General features: G+C 62.3%; 25 protein-coding genes and 1 pseudogene. 12 read left to right on the plus strand and 14 right to left on the minus strand.

Features of this window, described 5'->3' with window-relative positions; all coding sequences use genetic code 11:
- Positions 1–17: 17 nt before the first annotated feature.
- The 4 genes from AC0L3I_RS23465 to clpP all read right to left on the minus strand — a co-directional run bounded on the left by AC0L3I_RS23465 (position 18) and on the right by clpP (position 5,401).
- Complete coding sequence (locus AC0L3I_RS23465) at positions 18–290, minus strand: HU family DNA-binding protein (RefSeq protein ID WP_023798342.1); 273 nt, start codon at positions 288–290, stop codon at positions 18–20.
- Between the two features lie 193 nt (positions 291–483).
- Positions 484–2,895, minus strand: a complete 2,412-nt coding sequence (gene lon / locus AC0L3I_RS23470; protein ID WP_473528357.1) for an endopeptidase La — start codon at positions 2,893–2,895, stop codon at positions 484–486.
- 308 nt (positions 2,896–3,203) lie between these two features.
- Complete coding sequence (clpX, locus tag AC0L3I_RS23475) at positions 3,204–4,478, minus strand: ATP-dependent Clp protease ATP-binding subunit ClpX (protein ID WP_029353486.1); 1,275 nt, start codon at positions 4,476–4,478, stop codon at positions 3,204–3,206.
- A gap of 293 nt (positions 4,479–4,771) precedes the next feature.
- Entirely contained in the window at positions 4,772–5,401 is a 630-nt protein-coding gene (gene clpP / locus AC0L3I_RS23480; protein WP_292393103.1) for an ATP-dependent Clp endopeptidase proteolytic subunit ClpP, read from the minus strand.
- Positions 5,402–5,752: 351 nt separating this feature from the next.
- Between clpP and AC0L3I_RS23485 the strand changes: the two are divergent.
- Positions 5,753–6,279, plus strand: a pseudogene (locus AC0L3I_RS23485) (hypothetical protein).
- A gap of 1 nt (position 6,280) precedes the next feature.
- Here the strand turns inward: AC0L3I_RS23485 and AC0L3I_RS23490 are convergent.
- Positions 6,281–7,384: an NAD(P)/FAD-dependent oxidoreductase gene (locus AC0L3I_RS23490; protein ID WP_473528423.1), complete on the minus strand. Its 1,104-nt coding sequence runs from the start codon at positions 7,382–7,384 to the stop codon at positions 6,281–6,283.
- Between the two features lie 159 nt (positions 7,385–7,543).
- Here AC0L3I_RS23490 and AC0L3I_RS23495 point away from each other — a divergent pair, with 159 nt between their 5' ends.
- A complete protein-coding gene (locus tag AC0L3I_RS23495; protein ID WP_473528358.1) occupies positions 7,544–8,797 on the plus strand; it encodes a cytochrome P450 in 1,254 nt (417 codons plus the stop codon).
- Here the strand turns inward: AC0L3I_RS23495 and AC0L3I_RS23500 are convergent, their stop codons facing one another.
- The 6 genes from AC0L3I_RS23500 to AC0L3I_RS23525 form a co-directional block, all read right to left on the minus strand.
- Entirely contained in the window at positions 8,798–9,148 is a 351-nt protein-coding gene (locus tag AC0L3I_RS23500; protein WP_473528359.1) for a cupin domain-containing protein, read from the minus strand.
- Positions 9,149–9,169: 21 nt separating this feature from the next.
- Positions 9,170–10,450 carry an O-acetylhomoserine aminocarboxypropyltransferase gene (locus tag AC0L3I_RS23505; protein ID WP_473528360.1) on the minus strand — a complete coding sequence of 427 codons (1,281 nt, stop codon included), beginning with the start codon at positions 10,448–10,450 and terminating at the stop codon, positions 9,170–9,172.
- Positions 10,451–10,595: 145 nt separating this feature from the next.
- Positions 10,596–11,117: a CoA-binding protein gene (locus AC0L3I_RS23510; RefSeq protein ID WP_473528361.1), complete on the minus strand. Its 522-nt coding sequence runs from the start codon at positions 11,115–11,117 to the stop codon at positions 10,596–10,598.
- A complete protein-coding gene (locus AC0L3I_RS23515; RefSeq protein ID WP_473528362.1) occupies positions 11,114–11,890 on the minus strand; it encodes an AAA family ATPase in 777 nt (258 codons plus the stop codon). The genes AC0L3I_RS23510 and AC0L3I_RS23515 overlap by 4 nt, the downstream gene beginning before the upstream one ends.
- 12 nt (positions 11,891–11,902) lie before the next feature.
- The gene (locus AC0L3I_RS23520; RefSeq protein ID WP_473528363.1) at positions 11,903–12,325 is read right to left on the minus strand and encodes a VOC family protein; all 423 of its coding nucleotides are present in this window, start codon (positions 12,323–12,325) and stop codon (positions 11,903–11,905) included.
- A 16-nt stretch (positions 12,326–12,341) separates the two neighbouring features.
- The gene (locus AC0L3I_RS23525; protein ID WP_473528364.1) at positions 12,342–13,163 is read right to left on the minus strand and encodes an enoyl-CoA hydratase; all 822 of its coding nucleotides are present in this window, start codon (positions 13,161–13,163) and stop codon (positions 12,342–12,344) included.
- A 178-nt stretch (positions 13,164–13,341) separates the two neighbouring features.
- On the opposite strand from AC0L3I_RS23525, the gene AC0L3I_RS23530 reads away from it, so the two are divergent.
- The 5 genes from AC0L3I_RS23530 to rpsI all read left to right on the plus strand — a co-directional run bounded on the left by AC0L3I_RS23530 (position 13,342) and on the right by rpsI (position 15,686).
- On the plus strand, positions 13,342–13,797 hold the full coding sequence (locus tag AC0L3I_RS23530; protein ID WP_473528365.1) for a PaaI family thioesterase: 456 nt from the start codon (positions 13,342–13,344) through the stop codon (positions 13,795–13,797).
- Between the two features lie 50 nt (positions 13,798–13,847).
- Entirely contained in the window at positions 13,848–14,039 is a 192-nt protein-coding gene (locus AC0L3I_RS23535) for a type II toxin-antitoxin system HicA family toxin (protein ID WP_352954496.1), read from the plus strand.
- A gap of 19 nt (positions 14,040–14,058) precedes the next feature.
- Positions 14,059–14,457 (plus strand): type II toxin-antitoxin system HicB family antitoxin, encoded by a 399-nt coding sequence (locus tag AC0L3I_RS23540; RefSeq protein WP_123150077.1) that lies wholly within the window; start codon positions 14,059–14,061, stop codon positions 14,455–14,457.
- Positions 14,458–14,737: 280 nt separating this feature from the next.
- Positions 14,738–15,202 (plus strand): 50S ribosomal protein L13, encoded by a 465-nt coding sequence (gene rplM, locus AC0L3I_RS23545; RefSeq protein ID WP_023798353.1) that lies wholly within the window; start codon positions 14,738–14,740, stop codon positions 15,200–15,202.
- Between the two features lies 1 nt (position 15,203).
- Positions 15,204–15,686 carry a 30S ribosomal protein S9 gene (gene rpsI / locus AC0L3I_RS23550; RefSeq protein ID WP_023717316.1) on the plus strand — a complete coding sequence of 161 codons (483 nt, stop codon included), beginning with the start codon at positions 15,204–15,206 and terminating at the stop codon, positions 15,684–15,686.
- A gap of 78 nt (positions 15,687–15,764) precedes the next feature.
- Here the strand turns inward: rpsI and AC0L3I_RS23555 are convergent, their stop codons facing one another.
- A complete protein-coding gene (locus AC0L3I_RS23555) occupies positions 15,765–16,673 on the minus strand; it encodes a LysR family transcriptional regulator (RefSeq protein WP_473528366.1) in 909 nt (302 codons plus the stop codon).
- 94 nt (positions 16,674–16,767) lie between these two features.
- Here AC0L3I_RS23555 and AC0L3I_RS23560 point away from each other — a divergent pair, with 94 nt between their 5' ends.
- Complete coding sequence (locus AC0L3I_RS23560; protein WP_473528367.1) at positions 16,768–17,640, plus strand: aldo/keto reductase family oxidoreductase; 873 nt, start codon at positions 16,768–16,770, stop codon at positions 17,638–17,640.
- Positions 17,641–17,779: 139 nt separating this feature from the next.
- Here the strand turns inward: AC0L3I_RS23560 and AC0L3I_RS23565 are convergent, their stop codons facing one another.
- Positions 17,780–18,838 (minus strand): glycerophosphodiester phosphodiesterase family protein, encoded by a 1,059-nt coding sequence (locus AC0L3I_RS23565; protein ID WP_473528424.1) that lies wholly within the window; start codon positions 18,836–18,838, stop codon positions 17,780–17,782.
- A 437-nt stretch (positions 18,839–19,275) separates the two neighbouring features.
- On the opposite strand from AC0L3I_RS23565, the gene speB reads away from it, so the two are divergent.
- The 3 genes from speB to AC0L3I_RS23580 are packed head-to-tail and all read left to right on the plus strand — an operon-like array spanning position 19,276 to position 22,079.
- Positions 19,276–20,283 (plus strand): agmatinase, encoded by a 1,008-nt coding sequence (gene speB / locus AC0L3I_RS23570; RefSeq protein ID WP_473528368.1) that lies wholly within the window; start codon positions 19,276–19,278, stop codon positions 20,281–20,283.
- A gap of 23 nt (positions 20,284–20,306) precedes the next feature.
- Complete coding sequence (gene argC / locus AC0L3I_RS23575; protein ID WP_473528369.1) at positions 20,307–21,239, plus strand: N-acetyl-gamma-glutamyl-phosphate reductase; 933 nt, start codon at positions 20,307–20,309, stop codon at positions 21,237–21,239.
- Positions 21,240–22,079: an aminoglycoside phosphotransferase family protein gene (locus AC0L3I_RS23580; RefSeq protein ID WP_473528370.1), complete on the plus strand. Its 840-nt coding sequence runs from the start codon at positions 21,240–21,242 to the stop codon at positions 22,077–22,079. It begins immediately after the preceding gene.
- Here AC0L3I_RS23580 and AC0L3I_RS23585 read toward each other — a convergent pair.
- Positions 22,069–23,160, minus strand: coding sequence for a COX15/CtaA family protein (locus tag AC0L3I_RS23585; protein WP_473528371.1), 1,092 nt, complete (start codon positions 23,158–23,160; stop codon positions 22,069–22,071). The genes AC0L3I_RS23580 and AC0L3I_RS23585 overlap by 11 nt on opposite strands.
- 152 nt (positions 23,161–23,312) lie before the next feature.
- Here AC0L3I_RS23585 and AC0L3I_RS23590 point away from each other — a divergent pair, with 152 nt between their 5' ends.
- Positions 23,313–23,531 carry a DUF2842 domain-containing protein gene (locus AC0L3I_RS23590; protein WP_029353452.1) on the plus strand — a complete coding sequence of 73 codons (219 nt, stop codon included), beginning with the start codon at positions 23,313–23,315 and terminating at the stop codon, positions 23,529–23,531.
- The last annotated feature ends 105 nt before the right edge of the window (positions 23,532–23,636 follow it).

A 23,636-nucleotide genomic window follows, 5' to 3' on the forward strand; every position in this document is an offset into this window, starting at 1 on the left:
AAGGGTACGAAGGCCGCTTAGTTGACTGCGTCCTTGAGGCCCTTGCCGGCCGAAAACTTCGGCACGGTGCGCGCCGGAATCTGCACTTCCGCGCCGGTCTGCGGATTGCGGCCGGTCGAGGCAGCGCGTTTTGACACGGTGAAATTTCCGAAGCCGACAAGCCGGACATCGCCGCCCTTCTTCAGTTCGCCGGTGATGACGGAGAACACCGCATCAACCGCCGACTGCGCGTCACCCTTCGAAATACTCGCGGCATCGGCGACAGCGGACACCAGTTCGTTCTTGTTCATAAAAATTCCCTTCCATGAGAAACCGGAACGTAGACTCATCCGGCAGGAAACGGACTTTAGAAAGAAGCGCTTCCGCAACCAAGTCGAAAAGCGTCAAAAGAGTCGAAAAAACCGCGGAATTCCGGGGTTTTTCACATGAAAAAGCCGGGCGCTCGGCCCGGCTCTCTCTTGTGCATTGCAACTTTAGAAGGTGCTAATGAGCTAGCGACTTGCTGGCGTCGTCTCCGGCATCCACCGCAGCCGGCGCATTGACCGGTTCAACCCAATCGATCGGCTCCGGCATACGCACCAGCGCATGTCGCAAGACTTCACCGACCCGCCCGACCGGAACGATCTCCATACCGTTCTTCACGTTGTCCGGAATCTCCGCCAGATCCTTGGCATTGTCTTCCGGGATCAGCACCTTCTTGATGCCGCCGCGCAGCGCTGCAAGCAGCTTCTCCTTGAGCCCGCCGATCGGCAGCACCCTGCCGCGCAGCGTGATTTCGCCGGTCATCGCCACATCGGCCCTGACCGGGATGCCGGTCAGCACCGACACGATCGCCGTCGCCATCGCCACACCCGCCGACGGCCCGTCCTTGGGCGTTGCGCCCTCGGGCACGTGGACGTGGATGTCGCGCTTGTCGAACAGCGGCGGCTCGACGCCGAAATCGATAGCCCGCGAGCGGACATAGGAGGCCGCCGCCGAGATCGATTCCTTCATCACATCGCGCAGATTGCCGGTCACCGTCATACGACCCTTACCGGGCATCATGACGCCTTCGATCGTCAGCAGCTCGCCGCCGACTTCCGTCCAGGCGAGCCCGGTGACCACGCCGACCTGATCGTCGGCCTCGACCTGACCGAAGCGGAAGCGCGGAACACCAAGGTAATCGGCGAGATTGTCCGCCGTGATGTCGACCGTCTTCTTCTTCGTCTTCAGGATCTCGGTCACCGCCTTGCGGCCGAGCTTCATCAGCTCGCGCTCCAGGCTCCTGACGCCCGCTTCACGGGTGTAGGTCTGGATGATGCCGCGGATCGCGTCCTCGCCGACGGAGAACTCCTTCGGCTGCAGCGCATGATCGCGGATCACCTTGGGCATCAGGTGGCGCTTGGCGATCTCGATCTTCTCGTCCTCGGTGTAGCCGGCGATACGGATGATCTCCATGCGGTCCATCAAGGGCGCAGGGATGTTCAGCGTGTTCGCCGTCGTCACGAACATCACGCTCGACAGGTCGTATTCGACCTCGAGGTAGTGGTCCATGAACGTCGAGTTCTGCTCGGGATCGAGCACCTCAAGCAAGGCCGACGACGGGTCGCCGCGGAAATCCTGGCCCATCTTGTCGATCTCGTCGAGCAGGAAGAGCGGGTTGGACTTCTTCGCCTTCTTCATCGACTGGATGACCTTTCCGGGCATCGAGCCGATATAGGTGCGCCGGTGACCGCGGATTTCAGCCTCGTCGCGCACGCCGCCCAGCGCCATGCGGATAAACTCGCGGCCGGTCGCCTTGGCGATCGACTTGCCGAGCGAGGTCTTGCCGACGCCGGGAGGTCCGACGAGGCACAGGATTGGCCCTTTCAGCTTCTTCTGGCGACTCTGCACGGCGAGATACTCGACGATGCGGTCCTTGACCTTGTCGAGGCCGAAATGGTCGGTGTCGAGCACGTTCTGCGCGAAGGCCAGATCCTGCTTGACCTTGGAGTTCCTGCCCCATGGTATCGACAGGATCCAGTCGAGATAATTGCGCACGACGGTCGATTCAGCCGACATCGGCGACATCGTCCGCAGCTTCTTCAGCTCGGCTTCCGCCTTTTCGCGGGCCTCCTTGGAGAGCTTGGTCTTCTTGATGCGCGCCTCGATCTCGGCGGCCTCGTCGCGGCCGTCCTCGCCCTCGCCGAGCTCCTTCTGGATCGCCTTCATCTGCTCGTTGAGGTAGTATTCGCGCTGCGTCTTCTCCATCTGGCGCTTGACGCGCGAACGGATGCGCTTCTCGACCTGCAGGACGGAGATTTCGGCTTCCATGAAGCCCATCGCCTTTTCCAGCCGCTCCTTGACCGAAAGCGTGGCCAGCATCTCCTGCTTCTCGGGGATCTTGATGGCAAGATGCGAGGCAACCGTATCGGCGAGCTTGGAATAGTCGTCGATCTGGCTGGCGGCACCCACCACTTCGGGCGAGATCTTCTTGTTCAGCTTGACGTAGTTCTCGAAGTCGGTGACGACGGAACGGGCCAGCGCCTCGACCTCGACCTCTTCCTCATCCGGTTCGACCAGCGCCGCGGCGCGGGCCTCGTGGAAGTCGGGACGGTCGGTGAACGAAACGATTTTCGCGCGCGAGGCGCCTTCGACCAGCACCTTAACGGTGCCGTCCGGCAGCTTCAGCAGTTGCAGCACATTGGCGAGCGTGCCGATGTCGAAGATCGCATCGGACTCGGGATCATCATCGGCGGCATTCATCTGGGTCGCAAGCAGGATCTGCTTTTCCTGACCCATCACCTCCTCCAGCGCCTTGATCGACTTTTCACGCCCGACAAAGAGCGGAACGATCATGTGCGGGAACACCACGATGTCGCGCAGTGGGAGGACTGCGAAGACGCCGTCGCTGGGAGCCTTGGATATTTTGGCCATTGTCCAACCTTTCATATCGCGACCGCCAATCGGCCAACCGCGAATCTCATATTAACGACCGAGGATCGTTCCGCCTACCACCGTTTGTGACGGGAGTTTTACAGCACAGAATTCGGCACCCCGGCCTTCCTCCGTTAGTTGGAGGCACGGGGGGCAAAGATCAAGGGTCAACACGAAACCGTTCATCCAATCTGTCACAATCCGTTCATCCAATCTGTCACAATCCGTTCATCATAGGTCGGCCCGTCCGCAAAACAAAACGGCGCCTCGCGGCGCCGTTTGAAGAATTTCCACTGCAGAGGCTCACGTCAGGCGCTGACGTTGCCCTTCTTTTCCTTCTGCTCGGAATAGATGTAGAGCGGTCTGGCGTTGCCGGACACCACCTCTTCCGAAATAACCACTTCGCGCACGCCTTCCAGCGCCGGCAGCTCGAACATCGTGTCGAGCAGGATCGCTTCCATGATCGAGCGCAGGCCGCGCGCGCCGGTCTTGCGCTCGATGGCGCGCTTGGCGATCGCCGACAGCGCATTCTCATGGAAGGTCAGGTCGACATTCTCCATCTCGAACAGCCGCTGATACTGCTTGACCAGCGCGTTCTTCGGCTCGGTCAGGATCTGGATCAGCGCCGGCTCGTCGAGGTCCTCCAGCGTCGCCAGGACCGGCAGACGGCCGACGAACTCGGGAATGAGGCCGAACTTCAGCAGATCCTCGGGCTCGACCAGGCGGAAAACATCGCCGGTGCGGCGATCCTCGGGCGAAGCGACGGTGGCGCCGAAGCCGATCGAGGTCTTGCGGCCGCGATCCGAGATGATCTTGTCCAGCCCAGCGAAGGCGCCGCCGCAGATGAACAGGATGTTGGCGGTGTCGACCTGCAGGAATTCCTGTTGCGGATGTTTCCTGCCGCCCTGCGGCGGGACGGAGGCGACCGTGCCTTCCATGATCTTCAACAGCGCCTGCTGCACGCCTTCACCCGACACATCGCGGGTGATCGAAGGATTGTCCGACTTGCGCGAGATCTTGTCGATCTCGTCGATGTAGACGATGCCGCGCTGGGCGCGCTCGACATTGTAGTCGGCCGACTGCAACAGTTTCAGGATGATGTTCTCGACATCCTCGCCGACATAGCCCGCCTCGGTCAGTGTCGTCGCATCGGCCATGGTGAACGGCACGTCGATGATGCGGGCCAGCGTCTGCGCAAGCAGCGTCTTGCCGCAACCGGTCGGGCCGATCAGCAAAATGTTGGACTTCGCCAGCTCGACGTCATTGTTCTTGCCGGCATGCGCGAGGCGCTTGTAATGGTTGTGGACGGCCACCGACAGCACGCGCTTGGCGTAGGGCTGGCCGATGACGTAGTCGTCGAGAACCTTGAGGATCTCCTGCGGGGTCGGCACGCCCTCGCGTGACTTCACCATCGAGGTCTTGTTCTCCTCGCGGATGATGTCCATGCAGAGCTCGACGCATTCGTCGCAGATGAACACCGTCGGGCCGGCGATCAGCTTGCGGACTTCGTGCTGGCTTTTGCCGCAAAACGAGCAATAAAGCGTGTTCTTGGAATCACCGCCGTTGTTGCCGACCTTGCTCATTTTCATGTCCTTTCATAGCCGCCCGCCGATGGTCTGGTTGAAAGGGCGCATATCTCAATCTATCGCGGGAAATCGCCGCCGCCAGTATTCCGGCTCCCGCAACGCATTCCATACGAAACACATATCAGAAAACGTCGCAACGATTCGCACCAACCCCACACAAAGCTAAGCCGTCGAAAATCAACATAGGCTTAACGTAGGCAATTGCTCCCGTCGAGGGAACAGCCAATTGTGGCCGAAATGCCGCAAGCGGCGTCAAAAGCGTGTTTTCCCACCATCCACTGCCACCAGGCTTATGCGGCGGCAACCTCAGCCGGCTCGCGCGACGAAATGACCTTGTCGATGAGGCCGAAATCCTTGGCCTCGTCGGCGGTCATGAAATGGTCGCGGTCGAGCGTCTTCTCGATCTCGTCGTAGCTCTTGCCGGTGTGCTTGACATAGACCTCGTTGAGACGGCGCTTCAGCTTGATGATGTCCTGGGCGTGGCGCTCGATGTCGGAAGCCTGGCCCTGGAAGCCACCGGAAGGCTGGTGGACCATGATGCGGGCATTCGGCGTGGCGAAGCGCATGCCCTTCTCGCCTGCGGTCAAGAGCAGCGAACCCATCGAGGCCGCCTGGCCGATGCACAGCGTCGCTACCGCCGGCTTGATGAACTGCATGGTGTCGTAGATCGCCATGCCGGACGTGACGACGCCGCCAGGCGAATTGATGTAGAGGTTGATTTCCTTCTTCGGATTCTCCGCCTCGAGAAACAGGAGCTGCGCGCAGACCAGCGTCGCCATGCCGTCCTCGACCGGGCCGGTGATGAAAATGATGCGCTCTTTCAGGAGCCGCGAGAAAATGTCGTAGGCCCGCTCGCCGCGATTGGTCTGTTCGACCACCATCGGAACGAGGTTCATGTAGGTTTCGATGGGGTTTTTCATGGACTATCCCTTTTCAAAGGTGGGATTCCGGCGCCGGGAAATTAGCAAGTCGGGCAGAATCGGTTCTGGATCGTTGTCCTGTAAATAGGATGTCGGCTCACCCTAGCGCAAGGCCGCCCCTCCTAGCCATCCGGTTAAGTCGAATCAAGCTTTCTGCACAGGATTCGTCCGAAGCTACGCCGGCTGCTGTTGAAGCGGCGCGGCTGCGCTGTCGCGTAGCACTTTCTTAACCGCGTCGCTTAACAATATCTCGAAACTGCCTTCCGGCGATGCGGCTTCTCCTACAATTCAACGTTGAACTTGCGCTGAAGGTTCAAACAGGGGGCCATCGCCAGTCTCGCCGTTCTCGGCATGGTGTCCGAAACGGCTGCCGGCGGACGCGCCGTCGAATTCTACGAGCATGTCAACAGGCCGTCCGTCTACGAAACAGTCTACGAAACGTACTCGTCAGCCCGGCCGGCCAGCAGGTGGAGTATGTGCCCGCGATCTACGGGATGCGCGAGCGCGTGGTGCAGATCGCGCCCCAGCGTGTCAGCTACGAGATCGTGCCTGCCGTCACCCGCACGGTGAAGGTCGATGACGGCGGCTACTCCTGGGAATGGCGCGTCATCCATGGCCGCAAGGTGCTGTGCAAGATCAGGTACAAGGCGCGCTACGAACGCGTGGCCGAGACCGTGGTGGTGCAGCCGGAGCGCCGACGGCGCGTCGTTGGTGCCGCCGAGTATGAGAGCGTGGTCGAAGAGGTTTTGATGCAGCCGGAGCAGCGACGCATCATCGAGGTTCCCGCCTCCTACCAGACAGTGGCGCGCCGCGTGGTGGTCAGGGAAGGCTCGTCCGGCTGGCGGCGCGTGCATGTTCCAAGGCACTGCCGGTATTAGGTCAGACCGCCTCGGCCCGCAGCCATTTCTTTAGACCGTCGACATCGCCATCGCCGATGGAAGCTGCAACACGCCGGCCGACCGCTGCGCCGAATTTGTAGCCGTGGCCGGAGCAGGCCGAGACAACAAGGCACTTGCCCTTCTCATGCGCCAGGAACTTCTCGTCGGCGGTGAAGGTGTAGGCGCAGGTGACGACCTCGGTCACCCCATACTCCTCGATGCGGGCGATCGGCGGCGAAAACAGGTTGCGGATCGCCTCGCCCTCGCCCGCCACCGGCTGGCGGTTCCAGTCGGCGTCGCTGGTCGGCACCCGGTGCAGCCCTGAGCCGAATTTCATGCCGGCGCCGCCGGACGGCGGGATCACGTGGCCGTCGACAGCGCCGCCGACATTGAGGATTACGGGGGCTGCCTGCCATGCAGCTTTCAGATCCGCCGGCGGATCGACATAGGCAAGCGCGGTGCGCCAGGTCTTCAGTTCGCCGTCCAGTTCCGGAAACAGTTTCAGCACCCAGGCGCCGGCAGCGACGACGATGCGGTCGGCCTGCATCGTCTCGCCGCTTTCAAGCACGATGCGGCCGGCCTCGGCGTCGACTTCCGTCACCTTGCTGTTCTCGTAGACGTTGGCGCCGTTGGCCCGCAGCCATATGGCCAGACCGGCGGCGATCCTGCGGCAATGCAGCGCTCCGCCGTCCGGCGAAAAATACGCGTAGCGGAACGAGCCGGGCTCCAGGAACCGCCAGCGTCTAACCGCGGCGTCCGGCTCGAACAGTTCGAATGGGTAGTTCCCGGCTTCCATGCCTTCGCGGTATTCCTCGGCTTCGTCTCCCGGCTCCCGCGAAATGCAGATGAAGCCGCGCCGGTCGAGATGGTTTTCGCCGAGATCGGCCCACATCTCGTCCCAGGCCTGATAGGCCCCGGTGATCAGCCGGCCATAGCCCGCCGCTGCACCATAGGCGCGGCGGATGATGCGGTGATGGTCGCCTGAGGCAGCAAGCGGATTGGGAATCGACCCCTGCTCGACGATCGAGACCCGGTACCCTGCCTTGACCAGCGACCAGGCCGTCGAAAGCCCTGCAATGCCTGCGCCAATCACGATCACATTCATCAAGTCAGTCTTTCCGCAGCCGCTTCGGCTGGCTCAACACGCTTTTGTGCATGTCATTGTCCCAAAACCGATCCACACTTTTGGGGCGACACGCATCAGATTGCCGGGCGCCAAGATACGGTCTGGCATCAAGCTGGCAAGCCGCGTTAATTGTCTGGCATGACCAAATTGATGCTGACCTATCTTGCCTTCGATTCTTCGACCCGCCGTGTGCGACTGGACCCGCACGAGCCGGCTTTCTTCCAGAACCCCTACGAGGCCTATGCCTTCATGCATGGCGCATCGAATGTCTTCTTCTGGGAAGAGTTCGGCTTCTGGTGCTTCGGCGGCTTCGATGAGGTCAGCCGGCTGCTGCGCGACCGCCGCTTCGGCCGCCAGAACCCGGCCGGAATCCCGGACAGAAGCGGCATCGGCCGGGACCGCACGCATCTCAACGCCTTCGACGGTATCGAGGCCAATTCGATGCTGGAGCTGGAACCGCCCGTTCACACCAGGCTCAGAACGCTGATCAACCGCGCCTTCGTCTCACGTCAGGTCGAGCGGCTCAGGCCGCGCGTCGAGGCGCTGGCCAACGAGTTGATCGACCGTTTCGAACCGGACCAGGTCGACCTGCTGCCGGCTTTCGCATCGCCTTTGCCGATCACCATCATTGCCGAAATGCTCGGCGTGCCGGTCGAGATGGGGCCGCAACTGCTCGACTGGTCGCATCAGATGGTCGCCATGTACATGCACGGCCGCACACGCGAAACGGAAGAGACGGCCAATCGCGCGGCGCGAGATTTTTCGGATTTCCTGCGCGGCTATGTTGCCGAGCGGCGCAAAAACCCCGGCGACGATCTATTGTCGCTGCTGATCTCGGCGCAGGAGGACAACCAAAAACTCTCGGAGGATGAACTGGTGTCCTCCGCCATCCTGCTGCTCAATGCCGGCCACGAGGCAACCGTCCATCAGACCGGCAATGCGGTGCGCTCGATCCTTGCGCAAGGCGGCGACCCGCGCCGCTTCTTCATGTCCGCGGAAACGACCGCAGCGACCGTCGAGGAATGCCTGCGCTTCGATGCGCCGCTGCACATGTTCACACGCTACGCCTATGAGGAGATTGAGGCCGGGCGAGGCGTGATCGTGCGGCCGGGCGAGACGATCGGCCTGCTGCTCGGCATGGCCAACCACGACCCGGCTGCGTTTGCCGAGCCCCTCGCCTTTCGGCCGGATCGTGCGGACCAGAAGAACGTCTCGTTCGGCGCCGGCATTCATTTCTGCATCGGCGCGCCGCTCGCCCGGCTCGAATTGCAGGTGTCGCTGAAAACCTTGTTCGACCGGCTACCGCGGCTCCATCTTGCCGAACAGCCGCGCTTCCGCGATACCTATCATTTCCACGGGCTGGAAACGCTCGTCGTTCACACCGGACGGTGATCAAAGCTTGATCACATACTCCTTGCGAGTCGTTTCAAGCACTTCCCAGCTTCCCTTAAACCCCGGCCTGAGCACGAAACTGTCGCCGGCCCTGACGGTGCGCGCCTCGCCGCCTTCTTCGGCGATTACCGAGACGCCCGACAGGATGTGGCAGAACTCCCACTCGTCATACTCGATGCGCCATTTGCCCGGCGTCGCCTCCCAGATGCCGGCATAGAGCCCGCCGTCCTGCTCCTCGACATTCCAGGTGCGGAATTTTGGATCGCCTGAAATCAGGCGATCCGGCGCCGGCGCACCAAGTTCCGGTTCGACGCTTTCAATATCGACGAAGAGAAATTTCGGCGCAGTCATGGAAACTCCTTCCAACGGGGATCAAACCTTGGCGAGGGCCTCTTCCAGATCGGCGACGATGTCGTTGACATCCTCGATGCCGACCGAGAGCCTGACCGTATCCGGCCCAGCGCCGGCGGCGACCTTCTGCTCGTCCGACAGTTGCCGATGCGTTGTCGATGCCGGGTGAATGACCAGCGACTTGGTGTCGCCGACATTGGCAAGGTGCGAGAACAGTTCGAGCGCCTCGACGAATTTGATGCCGGCCGCATAGCCGCCCTTCAGGCCGAAGGTGAACACCGCACCGGCGCCAAGCGGCGAATATTTTTTCTGCAGCGCGTTGTTGCTGTCGCTGGGCAGGCCGGGATAGGACACCCAGGCGATCTTCGGGTGGTTGGACAGCCAGCCGGCGACAGTGACCGCATTGTCGCAATGCCGCTGCATCCTGAGCGGCAGGGTTTCCAGCCCGGTCAGGATCAGGAATGCGTTGAAGGGCGAGATCGCCGGGCCCATGTCGCGCAGGCCAAGCACGCGCGCGGCAATGGCGAAAGCGAAATTGCCGAAGGTTTCGTGCAGGACGAGGCCGCCATATTCGGGGCGCGGCTCCGACAGCATCGGATATTTGCCGGATTTCGACCAGTCGAAGGTGCCGCCGTCGACAATGGCGCCGCCGATAGAATTGCCGTGGCCGCCGATGAACTTGGTCAGCGAATGCACGACAATGTCGGCGCCATGCTCGATCGGGCGCACCAGATAGGGCGAGGCCAGCGTGTTGTCGACGATCAGCGGCAGGCCGTGTTTGCGGGCGATGTCGCCGATCTTTTCGATGTCGACGAAGACACCGCCCGGATTGGCCAGGCTCTCGATGAAGATCGCCTTGGTCTTTTCATCGATCTGGCTTTCGAAGGTCGAGATGTCGTTGGTGTCGGCCCAGCGCACCTGCCAGCCGAAATTCTTGAAGGCGTGGCCGAACTGGTTGATCGAGCCGCCGTAAAGCCTTGTCGCGGCGACGAAATTGTCGCCGGGCTGCATCAGATTATGGAAGACGAGCACCTGCGCGGCATGGCCCGACGCCACCGCCAGCCCCGCCGTACCGCCTTCGAGCGCCGCGATACGCTCTTCCAGCACCGCCTGCGTCGGGTTCATGATCCGGGTATAGATGTTGCCGAAGGCTTTTAGCCCGAACAGCGAGGCGGCATGATCGGCATCATCGAAGACAAAGGAGGTCGTCTGGTAGATCGGCGTGGCACGCGCGCCGGTCGCCGGATCGGGCTTGGCACCCGCATGGACGGCGAGCGTGTTGAAACCGGGCGTGCGGGTCATCGAAGATCTCCCCTGAATGGTGAATGGTGAATGGTGAATGGTGAATGGCAAAGTCGGCCAGCCCCATTCTGATTGCAAGCGGCTCATATGCCGCTTTGCCCGCCTTCCAGAAAAATCCTTCTATTCACTATTCACCATTCACTACCTACTTCTGGCGAACGCCAAAACTCTGGAATCCCGGCCGCATCAGCGGCTTCTTCGACGACAACACGCCTGAGTTGACGCCGGTCCAGCCGATTTCGCCCGACAGCTTGCCATATTCGATCTTGGGGCAGCGGTTCATCACGACCTTGATGCCGGCGGCCTTGGCGCGCGCGGCCGCCTCGTCGTGGCGCACGCCAAGCTGCATCCAGATGACTTTCGGCAACGGGTCGAGCCGCAAGACCTCGTCGACGACGCCCGGCACTGCCGCCGAGCCGCGAAACACGTCGACCATATCGATCGGCTCGGGAACATCGGCGAGCCTGGCATAGGTCATCCGGCCAAGGATTTCCTTGCCGGCCTGGCCGGGGTTGATCGGGAACACCGAAAACCCCTTGCCCAGCAGGTACTTCAGCACGAAGTAGCTCGGCCGCACATCGTTGGCGGACGCGCCGATCATGGCGATGGTTTTCACCGAATTGAGGATGCCGGCGATATAGACATTGTCGTAGGCGTCATGGTTCATGCCTCGTCCTCATACAGAGCTTCGGCGAGAAAACCATCCGGGTCGTTGCAGAAACTGCGCATCATGCGAAAATGATCGGTATCATGGAAATCGGTCGGGTCGAGCCCGAACCGGGTGATGCGGAACAGCCGCGCGCCGGGACAAGCCATCAGCAGCGGCGAATGCGTCGCCATGATCACTTGCGCCGTGCCTGATAGATCCATCCGCCGCAGCATCTTGAGAAGCTCGATCTGGCGCGTCGGCGACAAGGCGCTTTCCGGCTCGTCGAGGATGTAGATACCTTGCCGGCGGCAGCGCTCCTCGAAGAACCGGATGAAACCCTCGCCATGCGACCAGGACAGGAAATCGGGCGGCGCCGCATGGGCGTCGACGGCGGCCTGATCGAGATAGCGGGCGACGGCGTAAAAAGATTCGGCGCGAAAGAACCAGCCGGCGGTGACCTTCGGCAGCCAGTGGCCGCGCAGCGTTTCCGCCAGTGCCGCGCCGCTCTTGTCGATGGCGCGGGAGTGGTCGATGGGCATGTAGCCCTTGCCGCCGCCGGCCTCATCGTATCCGGCCAGCGCGCCGATCGCCTCGAGCAATGTCGATTTGCCGGTGCCGTTCTCACCGACGATGATGGTGATCGGCGTGGTGAATTCGAGTTCGAAATCGTGGCCGCGGAAGATCGGCAGGTTCCAAGGATATTTTTCCCAATCTTCGACCCGCGCCGGCTCGATCAGGATGCGCTTGAGATAGGGAGCCTTCAGTCGCGTCAGTTGCTTACGATATGCCATCTGGCAGCGGTATCAGCCCGGCAGCGAGATGCTGCCGTCTTCCGCGATCGGAAAAGCCGGATTGTGCGCCACTTCCCAGACATGGCCTTCCGTATCGGCGAAATAGCCATACCAGCCGCCCCAGAAGGCGCGGCCGGCCGGCTTGACAATGCGGCCGCCGGCCTTCTCGGCCATCGCAAGCACGTGATCGACTTCAGTGTCCGAGCGGGTGTTGTAGGCGAGGTAGATCGCCGACGGCGCCGGGCCGAAGGTGATGCCTGAATCCGCTTCGGCGCTTTCGCGCGGGAACAGCCCGAGAATGACGCCGCCCATCTGGAAGAAGGCGACGCCGTCGGTGATCCCGGCATGGCGGGTCAGGCCCATCGCCTCGTAGAAGCGTGTGGCGCGCTCGAGATCGTCGACGGCAATGGTGACGATGGAGATGCGAGGCTCCATGTCTATTCCTCCATGTCTATTCGTCCGTCCATTCCGGCTTGCGCTTGCCGATGAAGGCGCCGATGCCCTCTTCCGCGTCGCGCGCCAGCATGTTCTCGACCATGACGCGGCCGGTATAGGCATAGGCCTCGGCCAGCCCCATCTCGGCCTGCGCGTAGAAGGCCTCCTTGCCGGTCTTCACCACCAAAGCCGATTTGGCAGCAATGGTTTGCGCGTATTTGGTGACAATCTGATTCAGATATTCGCGCGGCACGACGCGGTTGATCAGGCCGAATTCCTTGGCCGTCGCCGCATCGATCGTCTCGCCGGTCAAAAGCATCTCCATCGCCTGCTTGCGCGAGACGTTGCGCGACAGCGCCACCATCGGCGTCGAGCAGAACAGCCCGATATTGACGCCCGGCGTGCAGAAGGTCGCCTCATGCGAGGCGATCGCCAGATCGCAGCTCGCGACCAGTTGCGCCCCGGCCGCCGTCGCCAGACCATCGACCTCGGCGATCACCGGCTTGGGATGGCGCACGATCGCCTGCATCAGTGCCGCGCAAGCGGAAAACGTCTCCTCGAAGAATGCCTTGCCGCGATCGGCGTCGGCGCGGCGCGCGGTCATTTCCTTGAGGTCGTGTCCGGCGCAGAACACCTTTCCGGTCGCCGCCAGGATGATGACGCGGACGGATCTGTCGGATTTCGCGCGGTCGAGCTCCGCCGTCAGCGCCGCCATCACCGCCAGCGACAGGGCATTGGCCGGCGGATTGGTGAGCGTGAGGCGGAGCACGCCCTTGTCCAGCCCCGCGACAACAGGACCTTCGGCAACAGCCGGCTTGATGGCGACGATTTCAGCCATGTCTCCAACCTCTTCATCGGCCAGCGGGCATCGGATTCGCGGGCCATGGAACAAAAGAACTAGCACGCTGCCGATTGAAGAACAGCCTTGAGACGTGTTTTCTCGGCTGCGCGGCCTCAGCCAAGCGCCCTCGCCTTGAGACCGCCGGCCCTGCGGCGCCGTATATAGGAAACCGCCTATGCCCGCCCAAAACAATTTCAAGCCGATGCTGACTGCCGCGCAAGTCAATGCGCTGATGGAGACCGTCTATCCACAGCTCAACGACCAGTTCACCTTCTACGAGGCGATCGACGTGTTTCCGGGCGGCTGCACGGTGCGCCTGAATGCCGACGAGCGGCATTTGCGCCCCGGCGGAACCGTGTCGGGCCCGTCGCTGTTCACGCTGGCCGACATTGGCGGCTATGTCTGCGTGCTTTCGCATGCCGGGCCGGATGCGCTTTCGGTGACCACCAATCTCAACATCAATTTTGTCCGCAAAGCCGAGGCCGGACCGATCGACGGCCATTGCCGGATCCTGAAGCTGGGCAAGAGCCTGATGGTGTTCGAAATCGACATCGTCGCCGGACCGGACGGACATACGGTAGCGCACGCGACGGGAACCTATTCGATCCCGCCGAAGCGGTCGCCATCTTGACAATTGCATTTCCGGTTGATGTGTATATATGTGCGCATAGGTGACCTTTGCTGGAACGTGACAGCCGCAAGATCGTGAAGCGTCTCAAAGACGATGGTTTCGAACTGATTTCCGTACGCGGCTCGCATCACAAATTCCGAAAGGGCGAGATTGTGTTGATCGTTCCGCATCCCGAGAAGAATCTGCCAACCGGTACCGCTCGCGCGATCGCCAAGCAGGCAGGCTGGATAAGGACGAGCTGAAGCGTCCTGGAGATTGCAAATGAAGAACTATTTCGCATTGGTCGACAAAGATCCCGACAGCGCATTCGGCATCCGCTTTCCGGACATTCCCGGCTGCTTTTCGGCTGCGGACGCGGCGGAAGACATCGTGCCCAATGCCGTTGAAGCCTTGCAATTGTGGGCAGAGGATATGCCCGTTCCAGAGCCGTCCAACCATGAAGCGATTGTCGCGCTTCCCGACATACGCAACGCGCTCGCCGAAGGAGCCTATCTGGTCTCGGTGCCGCTCATCGACAATGACAGCGCCGTCGTCAGGGCAAACGTGACTTTCGAGCGCGGCGTTTTGCGGGCGATCGACATCGCAGCGCGCGAACGCGGCATAACGCGATCTGCGTTCCTCTCCAGCGCGGCCCGCAAGGAAATTGAGGCAAAGCACTAAGGCCAGATTCTGCACCGCAATTAACACTAGATCAGTGTGGTAAAATAGTACCTATTATTCAATCCTTTGTTTTTGCTTCATTTTCTGAGCTACGCGTCTTTTAATTCGCCTTGACGTGCTATCTCCCCCTCGCCTATAAGCCCTCACGGAACAGCGGCCCGCCAAAGGCCGCCGTTTTGTTATTGGCGGCGGGCGAGCGCTCGGCGTCATTCCAAGCAACAAGAAACGCTTTTCCTTGTCGTTCGTCGATGGGGAAGGTCCGAACCGAAAGCAACAATCCATGGCAACCTTTTCGCAGAAGCCTGCGGATGTGGTGAAGAAGTGGGTGCTGATCGACGCCGAGGGTCTCGTCGTCGGCCGTCTCGCCACTGTCATCGCCAATCATCTTCGCGGCAAGCACAAGCCCACCTTCACCCCGCATGTCGACGACGGCGATAACGTCATCGTCATCAACGCCGACAAGGTGGTCTTCACCGGCAAGAAATTCACCGACAAGGTCTATTACTGGCACACCGGCCACCCCGGCGGCATCAAAGAGCGCACCGCGCGCCAGCTGCTCGAGGGCCGTTTCCCCGAGCGTGTCGTCGAGAAGGCCGTCGAACGCATGATCCCGCGTGGCCCGCTCGGCCGTCGCCAGATGAAGAATCTCCGCGTCTATGCAGGCACGGAACATCCGCATGTCGCCCAGCAGCCCGTCACGCTCGACGTGGCCAAGCTGAACGCCAAGAACAAGAAGGTTTCGTAAAATGGCTGAGCTTTCCTCGCTCGCAGAACTCGGAACTGCCACCGGCAACACCAACACGCAGCCGGCGGCACCCGTCCATGTCCAGAAGCTCGACAAGTCGGGCCGCGCCTATGCCACCGGCAAGCGCAAGAACGCCATCGCGCGTGTCTGGGTGAAGCCCGGCTCCGGTAAGATCGTCGTCAACGACAAGGTGTTCGCCGAATATTTCGCACGCCCGGTCCTGCAGATGATCCTCAACCAGCCGATCATCGCCGCCAACCGCGCCGGCCAGTACGACATCGTCGCCACGGTCATCGGCGGCGGCCTTTCCGGCCAGGCCGGTGCCGTGCGTCACGGCATCTCCAAGGCGCTGACCTATTACGAGCCGGCGCTGCGTGCCGTGCTCAAAAAGGGCGGCTTCCTGACCCGCGACAGCCGCGTCGTCGAGCGCAAGAAGTACGGCAAGGCGAAGGCCCGCCGCTCGTTCCAGTTCTCGAAGCGCTAAGCACTGCGCAGCTTCAGACATTCGAAAAGGCCGCCTCCGGGCGGCCTTTTCTTTTGGTGATACTAACCTGGCCCAAATTTAGGAACGATCGGCCGGTACTTTGATGAAGTCGATAAACGCCCGCAACGGCACTGGCACGAGACGCCGGCCGGGATAATAGAGGAACGGCCCGGGGAAGCTCTGCCACCAAGGTTCGAGGACGGGTTCGAGCACACCGCTCTCAAAGTGAGGGCGAAGCCAATCCTCGAACAGGCTGACAATGCCGGTACCGGCGATAGCGGCATCGACGGCGAGATCGGCCGCTCCACCCAGGGTCACGAGAAGCGGCCCCGTCGGATCGACCCGCACCACCTCGCCGGCACGCTCGAATTCCCACGGCGGCATCGCACCACTGGCGAAGCGGCCGCGCAGGCAGGCGTGACCGAGAAGGTCGCGCGGGTGTTCCGGCCGGCCATGGCGGTCAAGGTAGGCAGGGCTGGCGGCGGTGGCAAAGCGCTGAAGGCGCGGTCCGATCGGCACCGCGATCATGTCCTGTTCCAGCCGCTCGTCGTAACGGATCCCGGCATCGCAGCCTGCCGCCAGCACGTCGACAAAGCTCTCCTCGGCGATCACCTCCAGCCGGATGCCGGGATAGGCAGCGAGAAACCCTGGGACGATGCTGGGCAGCACCAGCCGCGCCGCGCTGACCGGCACATTAAGGCGCAACGTACCTGCCGGCCTGTCGCGGAAGCCATTCACAACGTCGAGGGCCGATTCCACCTCGGTCAAGGCTGGGCCGAGCTGGGCCAGCAAGCTCGCACCCGCTTCGGTCAGGACGACACTGCGGGTCGTCCTGTTGAGCAGCCTGACACCGAGCTGCGTCTCGAGGCGGCGCACCGCCTCGCTCAAGCCCGACGCACTGCCGCCGCTGGCGCGGGCGCCATCGCGAAAACCCTTGGCCCGCGCTACGGCCACGAAGGCGTTCAGGTCTCCGAGGTCGATCTTCATTGTTCGATATTCCGTACAGCCCGTGCGGAATGTACCCAATTATCGTGAGATCGGACAGCGCCTATCTCAGCGTCATCCTGAACGGAGATAGACCATGTCCAGTACCGACAATTACGGCACATTCACTCTCGGCGACCGCACCGTGAAACGGCTCGGCTACGGCGCCATGCAGCTCGCAGGACCCGGCGTATTTGGTCCGCCCAGAGATCACGACGCAGCCTTGGCCGTGCTGCGCGAAGCCGTTGCGCGCGGGGTCAATCACATAGACACCAGCGATTTCTACGGGCCGCACGTCACCAATCTGCTCATCCGCGAGGCGCTCGCGCCCTATCCGGACGACCTCGTCATTGTCACCAAGATCGGCGCCCGGCGCGGCGAAGACGGATCATGGCTGCCGGCCTTCTCGGCCGAAGCGCTGACCCAGGCGGTGCACGACAATCTGCGCAATCTCGGGCTCGACGTGCTGGACGTGGTCAATCTCAGGATCATGTTCGACGCGCATGGCCCTGCCGAAGGGTCGATCGAGGCGCCGTTCACTGTGCTGGCCGAGTTGCAGCGGCAGGGTTTGGTGCGTCACATCGGGCTAAGCAATGTCACGTCAGCGCAGATCGAAGAGGCGCGACGGATCGCCAGGATCGTCTGCGTGCAGAACCAATACAATCTGGCGCACAGGGGCGACGATGCCTTGATCGAAAAACTCGCCCGCAACGGTATCGCCTATGTGCCGTTCTTTCCGCTCGGCGGCTTCAACCCGCTGCAGTCGTCTACCCTATCCGGCGTCGCTCAGCGCCTGGGCGCCACGCCGATGCAGGTCGCGCTCGCCTGGCTGCTCCGACGCGCGCCCAACATCCTAATGATCCCGGGCACGTCTTCCGTCGCGCATTTGCGGGAGAACCTCGCCGCGGCCGAACTCGACCTGCCGGAGGATGCCGTCAGGGAATTGGACGGAGTAGCGATGGCTGCATGAGGATTGGCGAAAGCGGCAACGAGCCAATCTCCCCCGATCGACAGGCTGGCGGGACAGCGCCCCCCTCTGCCCTGCCCTCTTTGCCAAAACTTGGCATCTCCCCCACAAGGGGGGAGATCGGCAGCTTCAGCCACCACGTCTAGTTGATGCTCGCGGTGTTCGCCGGCTCCGCCGGTCGCGCCTCATCAGAATATGGCACGCGGTAGCCGTTTGCCGCCAGCCAGTCGATCGCCACTTTCGGCTCGTCGGTCTGGATGATGGTGGCGCCGCGCTCGGCCCAGAAGCCGTACGTCTCGCGCGGCAGACTGGCGTGCACCGCCAACTCGTCGCCGCGACCGCCGGCAAGGAAGCCGCCCGGTTTGTTGACGATAGCGTAGGTGTTGGCCCAGATGTGCCAGTCGCCCCTTATCGCAGCAGCGCGCATGCGGGGGCTGAACAGCGGACCGCCGGTGTCGGTCAACGTCTCCGCGCCGGCCCGCCAGTTGATCATCTCGACCGCGCGCGGCGAAAATATCCCGCTGACTTTCTCGGCGAAGCCGGCGTCACGAACCGCGTCGTCGGCGATGATCGGCATGAACTGGAACCCACTGCCGATCGCACCCATGGCGGCCTTGACAGTGGTGATCCTCGCCGGGTTCCACAGGTTCTCCTTGACGATCACCTGCTCGGCCATGCCCAAGTCGCGCGCAACGGCGATCATGCCGGCAAGGTTGTCAACATCGAGCTTGTTGTCGATGTTGATCAGGATCCTGTCCTTGGTCGCCACCAGCATCTCGCGCAGCGTCGAAACCGGCTCATCGGTGACGGCGCCAGTGCCCTCGATCACCAGTCTGCAGGTCTTGAGTTCGGCCAGCGTGCGCTTGATCACCTCGCCCTTGCAATTCGTCGTGCGGTCTAGCCAGCTGTCATGCATGACGACGAACTCGCCGTCCTTCGAGCGCCTGACGTCGACCTCGACGATTTCGGCACCAAGCGCGATCGATGCCTCGAGCGCGGCGATCGAGTTCTCCGCATAGAGCGTCTTGCGGGCCTGCATGCTGCCGGCGCGATGTGCCGCCACCATGACATGGTCGCGCCACTGGTTGGCGTGTTCGAAACGGTCGAGAATCTGTCTGGCGCGTGTTTCGCCTGCCGATGCCGAGCCTGTGACGAGCACCAGGGCGGCAGAAAGCAGAAGGTTAAGCCAGGTCGTTTGCATGAGAATCGCTCCGTAGCGGATGGGAACCCGGTTAAGCGACGCACGTGACAGCCCAGTGAACGAAGCCGGCTTCGCAAATGCCGAAAAGTCAGGTCGATGCCGGCTGAAGCGACCGTTCTGCAACCTCGAACCGACGGCAATCAGCAGGTCGCCAGCAATCAGGTCGACGAGATCGATGCCGCCGCCGTAGCGGTCGGTTTGGCCGGGTGGCGCGCGCCCATATCTGTTCCGCTCCCGGCCGATGCCATCCGATGAGGGCATGGCTTTCTACTTTCGGTTGCATTCATGCTTACCTACGCAATTTCCGGGTTTGCCATGCGGGCTCACCTGGCAAGCAAGAATTTGTGACCGAGCTCGAATGGCCATGGCCTCGGAGGGGGTCGCATTTCTGAGAATTATATCCAATAAGGTTGCGCCTCGACGCACAGGAGACCTTCATGCCGAACACCAACATCGACCACGCCTTCACCGCCCGGGCCAAGACAGGTGCGTCCTTCGAGCCGACCTATGCCGGCGCGCTGTCGTTCATGCGACGCAAATACACGAAGGACGTGAAGGGCGCGGACGCGGTGGTGTGGGGCATCCCCTTCGACGCCGCCGTCACCAACCGGCCGGGCGCGCGTTTCGGACCGCAGGCGATTCGCCGCGCCTCGACCATCCTCGACAACGATCCGCAATATCCGTTCTCGCGCGATCTGTTCGAACATCTCGCCGTGGTCGACTATGGCGATTGCCTGCTCGACAGTGGCAATCACCAGAAGACGCCAGGGACGATCGAGCGCGAGGCGGCAAAGATCCTGAAATCCGGCGCCTTCCTGCTATCGCTCGGCGGCGACCATTTCGTCACCTGGCCGCTGCTCAAGGCGCATGCCGCCATCCACGGCCCGCTGGCCCTGGTCCAGTTCGACGCCCATCAGGACACCTGGCCGGACGATGGCAAGCGCATCGATCACGGCTCCTTCGTCGGCCGTGCGGTCAAGGAGGGCATTATCGACCCCGACCGTTCGATTCAGATCGGCATCCGCACCCATGCGCCTGATACCTTCGGCATCAAGATCCTGTACGGCCACGAAGTCGAGGAAATGCGCGCGTCCGATATCGCCTATGCCATCGTCGACCGCACCGGCGGCAAGAAGGCCTATGTCACCTTCGATATCGATTGCCTGGACCCGGCCTTCGCGCCCGGCACCGGCACGCCGGTCGCCGGCGGGCCGTCCTCGGCAAAGATTCTGTCGGTGCTGCGCCAGATCAATCAGGTCGACATCATCGGCGCCGATGTCGTGGAGGTTGCGCCGGCCTACGATCACGCCGATATAACGGCAATTGCCGGGTCGACGGTGGCCATGCACTATCTCGGGCTCCTGGCGGAACGAAAGGCCCGGCTCGAAGAGCTGAACAGCGGCAATAACGTCGTTGCCGCATTGAATCAGGCAGGCGGCATATAACTATCAGGAATTAAAGGCAGGCAATGAAACCGAAAATCTTCATCGACGGCGAGCACGGCACCACCGGTCTCCAGATCAGGGCGCTGCTGGCCGAGCGCGGCGACCTGGAGATCATCTCCATTCCGACCGAGCGCCGCAAGGAACCGGCAGCTAGAGCCGAGTTCCTCAACGCCGCCGATGTCGCGATCCTCTGCCTGCCGGACACAGCCGCGAAGGAAAGCGTCTCGCTGATCACCAACGACACCACCAAGGTCATCGACGCCTCGACCGCGCATCGCGTGGCCGAGGGCTGGGAATATGGTTTCGCCGAATTGGACAAGGATCAGGCGAAGACAATCGCCAGGGCGAAGCGCGTCGCCAATCCGGGCTGCTGGCCGCAAGGCCCGATCGCGACGCTCAGGCCGCTGGTGGCGGCTGGGCTGTTGCCGCCGGATTTTCCGGTCACCGTCAACGGCATTACGGGCTATTCGGGCGGCGGCCGGCCGATGATCGAGGACTATGTCGCCAAGGGCGAGGATGCGTCGGAATTCCTGCCCTACGGGCTGACCCTGCAGCACAAGCATGTGCCGGAGCTCAGGACCTATGCGAAGCTGTCGCATGATCCGATCATGCAGCCTGCGGTCGGCAATTTCGCGCAAGGCATGATTACCGTGGTGCCGCTGCAGCTCGGCGGCCTCGACTATGTGCCGACCGGCGCCGAGCTTCATGCGGCGATTGCCGACCATTTCGCCGCGATCGATGGCGGCGTGGTCGAGGTGGCGCCCTATGTGCATCTTGAGCGCGTGCCGGAGATCGATCCCGAAATCTACAACGGCACCAACCGGATGAAGCTCTATGTCTTCGCCAACGACGACAGAGCCCAGGCGCTGTTGCTCGCCGTCTACGACAATCTCGGCAAGGGCGCCTCGGGTGCTGCCGTACAGAATATGAATCTGATGCTCGGCCTCGAGCACTGAATGGACGCTTCGGCATTTCCAAGCCGCTGGAAGGTCAACGCGCCAGAACTGATTGCCGAGACGTTCAGCAGCCGCATCTGGAAGGTTTTTCGCGAGGACGGTTCGCCGGCAATCGTCAAGGCCCTCAAAGCTTTCGACGACGTCGAAGACGAGTTGCGCGGCGAGCATTTTCTCGCCTGGCGGCGCGGCGAAGGCGCGGTGCGGCTGCTCGGCCGCGACGGTCACTGCATGCTGCTCGAATATGCCGGCGAAACCTTGCTGTCACAGGTTCTCGCCGAGCAGGGAGACAATGCCGCCACAGCAATCGCGGCCGAAGTGATGGCAAGACTGTTCTCGCCATCTGACCACCCTGCCCCACCGGATCTGCAGCCGCTGCGGGTACGGTTTTCCAGCCTGTTCAAGAATGCGAAGATCGATCGCGACGCCGGCGAAAAGAGCCTCTATGTCGAAGCGGCTGCGACCGCGGAACGGCTGCTGGCCGATCCTGTCGACGTGCTGCCGCTGCATGGCGACCTGCATCACGACAACATCATGCTGGGACCGCGCGGCTGGCTGGCGATCGACCCGAAGGGCGTTCTCGGCGATCCCGGCTTCGATGCGGCGAACATGTTCTACAACCCGCTCGACCGCGACGATCTTTGCCGTGATCCCCGGCGGATTGCCCACATGGCTGAGATCTTCGCCAAGACGCTCGGCCAGACGCCGCCAGCCATTCTGGATCACGCCATCGCCTATGGCTGCCTGTCGGCGTCATGGCATCATGAGGACGGCAACGCGATCGAGGAAAGCCGCGAATTATCCATTGCCACGGCGATCAGGACTGTGCGGCTCAGCCTCTGACGGCGATCTGGTTGGGCATGGGATAAGCGCCCTTGGTGCCGCGCCAATGCGCTGCGGCGAAACCCAGCAGGACAAGCGCAAATGCCTGATGCATCAGCGCCATGTGCAGCGGCACGTGCATCAGCAGCGTGCCGATGCCGATCAAGGCCTGCGCCAGCACCAGCAGAAACAACAACGTCGCGCGGTGCGCATGCGTCGTGCCTGGCTGGCGGCGGTGCGTCGCGATCATGTGCCAAAGTGCTGCGACGAAGATCGTGTAGGCGCCGAGCCGGTGGATGAACTGGACCGTCTTCGGGCTCTCGAAGAAGTTGCGCCATGCCGGCTCGAGGATCAACAGATCGCCGGGGATGAGCTTGCCGTCCATCAGCGGCCAGGTGTTGTAGCTCAGGCCGGCATCGAGGCCGGCGACCAGCCCGCCGAGATAGATCTGGATCAGCGCCAGCAACACCAGAAAGCCGGCCAGACGCTGCGTCGAACGATCGGCGGCGGGCGCGGAGTGTGGGGCCAATCCACGCGCGACCACCATGGTCGCGGTGAAGATCAGCGCGGCCAGCGTCAGATGCGAGGCCAGCCGGTACTGGCTGACGGAGACCCGGTCGACCAGCCCGGACGCCACCATCCACCAGCCGATCGCGCCCTGCAGGCCGCCGAGAAGAAGAATGCCTAATAGTTTCGGCCCAAGGCCGCGTTCGATGCGGCGCGTCGCCCAGAAAAACACCAGCGGCACGGCGAAAACCAGGCCGACACCGCGCGCCAGGATCCGGTGCACCCATTCCCACCAGAAGATCGATTTGAATGCTTCGATGCTCATGCCCTTGTTGAGTTCGGCATATTGCGGGATCTGCCGGTAGCGCTGGAATTCCTCTTGCCATTCGGCGTCGTTGAGCGGCGGGATGATGCCGTGGATCGGCTTCCATTCGGTGATCGACAGGCCGGACTCAGTGAGCCTGGTGGCGCCGCCGACCAGCACCAGTACGAACAGCACAAGAAGCACGACGTAGAGCCAGCCGCGCACCAGCGCCCGGTTGCGCAGGTCGCGGTCGCGGGCCACGAAAGGCGCGGCAGCTGATATGGCAGCCATAGGCTTGTCCCGGCAGGTTGCAGTCGCGGATTGGTGAACCATCGCAACCCCGCTGGCAAGACCGGACAGCGCGGCACGCCGTCGCGCCGCTTCTTGGCTGTTGCGTGCCTCTTCCGTTGGGCCTAAGCGATAGGGATCAACCGGATCGCGAAATGCCCATTCGCCTGAAGAAGCTGATCGGAACCTTCCTGCTGGTGGCGCTGGTCATCGTCTATGCGCTGGTCGCATCGATCGTGGCGGTCGCCCAACTGGCGGAATCGGGACCGTGGGCGCATTTCCTGTTCTTCCTGCTCAGCGGCATGCTCTGGGTGCTGCCGGCTATGGGCATCATCAAATGGCTGATCCTGGAGCCCCCGCGGCCGAAGAATTGACGCTCGCTCGCCGCCACTAGTGGTGAAAGCCTGAAGCTTGCTACCCGACGCGTAGGGCAGCTCAGGGTGGTTTTCTGCCTTCCGTGTCGCCGATCGGAACGCGCA

This window comes from Mesorhizobium sp. WSM4840, from assembly GCF_055811755.1.

Coding starts and splice junctions, on each gene's coding strand:
- AC0L3I_RS23555 (WP_473528366.1), bottom strand. CDS start 16,673: ATGAAGATCGACCTCGGAGACCTGAACGCCTTCGTGGCCGTAGCGCGG.
- AC0L3I_RS23490 (WP_473528423.1), bottom strand. CDS start 7,384: ATGAATGTGATCGTGATTGGCGCAGGCATTGCAGGGCTTTCGACGGCC.
- AC0L3I_RS23540 (WP_123150077.1), top strand. CDS start 14,059: ATGAAGAACTATTTCGCATTGGTCGACAAAGATCCCGACAGCGCATTC.
- AC0L3I_RS23520 (WP_473528363.1), bottom strand. CDS start 12,325: ATGGAGCCTCGCATCTCCATCGTCACCATTGCCGTCGACGATCTCGAG.
- AC0L3I_RS23505 (WP_473528360.1), bottom strand. CDS start 10,450: ATGACCCGCACGCCCGGTTTCAACACGCTCGCCGTCCATGCGGGTGCC.
- AC0L3I_RS23500 (WP_473528359.1), bottom strand. CDS start 9,148: ATGACTGCGCCGAAATTTCTCTTCGTCGATATTGAAAGCGTCGAACCG.
- AC0L3I_RS23495 (WP_473528358.1), top strand. CDS start 7,544: ATGACCAAATTGATGCTGACCTATCTTGCCTTCGATTCTTCGACCCGC.
- clpX (WP_029353486.1), bottom strand. CDS start 4,478: ATGAGCAAGGTCGGCAACAACGGCGGTGATTCCAAGAACACGCTTTAT.
- AC0L3I_RS23515 (WP_473528362.1), bottom strand. CDS start 11,890: ATGGCATATCGTAAGCAACTGACGCGACTGAAGGCTCCCTATCTCAAG.
- AC0L3I_RS23585 (WP_473528371.1), bottom strand. CDS start 23,160: ATGGCTGCCATATCAGCTGCCGCGCCTTTCGTGGCCCGCGACCGCGAC.
- speB (WP_473528368.1), top strand. CDS start 19,276: ATGCCGAACACCAACATCGACCACGCCTTCACCGCCCGGGCCAAGACA.
- AC0L3I_RS23590 (WP_029353452.1), top strand. CDS start 23,313: ATGCCCATTCGCCTGAAGAAGCTGATCGGAACCTTCCTGCTGGTGGCG.
- rplM (WP_023798353.1), top strand. CDS start 14,738: ATGGCAACCTTTTCGCAGAAGCCTGCGGATGTGGTGAAGAAGTGGGTG.
- AC0L3I_RS23525 (WP_473528364.1), bottom strand. CDS start 13,163: ATGGCTGAAATCGTCGCCATCAAGCCGGCTGTTGCCGAAGGTCCTGTT.
- argC (WP_473528369.1), top strand. CDS start 20,307: ATGAAACCGAAAATCTTCATCGACGGCGAGCACGGCACCACCGGTCTC.
- clpP (WP_292393103.1), bottom strand. CDS start 5,401: ATGAAAAACCCCATCGAAACCTACATGAACCTCGTTCCGATGGTGGTC.
- AC0L3I_RS23565 (WP_473528424.1), bottom strand. CDS start 18,838: ATGCAAACGACCTGGCTTAACCTTCTGCTTTCTGCCGCCCTGGTGCTC.
- AC0L3I_RS23465 (WP_023798342.1), bottom strand. CDS start 290: ATGAACAAGAACGAACTGGTGTCCGCTGTCGCCGATGCCGCGAGTATT.
- AC0L3I_RS23530 (WP_473528365.1), top strand. CDS start 13,342: ATGCCCGCCCAAAACAATTTCAAGCCGATGCTGACTGCCGCGCAAGTC.
- AC0L3I_RS23510 (WP_473528361.1), bottom strand. CDS start 11,117: ATGAACCATGACGCCTACGACAATGTCTATATCGCCGGCATCCTCAAT.
- AC0L3I_RS23560 (WP_473528367.1), top strand. CDS start 16,768: ATGTCCAGTACCGACAATTACGGCACATTCACTCTCGGCGACCGCACC.
- lon (WP_473528357.1), bottom strand. CDS start 2,895: ATGGCCAAAATATCCAAGGCTCCCAGCGACGGCGTCTTCGCAGTCCTC.
- AC0L3I_RS23580 (WP_473528370.1), top strand. CDS start 21,240: ATGGACGCTTCGGCATTTCCAAGCCGCTGGAAGGTCAACGCGCCAGAA.
- rpsI (WP_023717316.1), top strand. CDS start 15,204: ATGGCTGAGCTTTCCTCGCTCGCAGAACTCGGAACTGCCACCGGCAAC.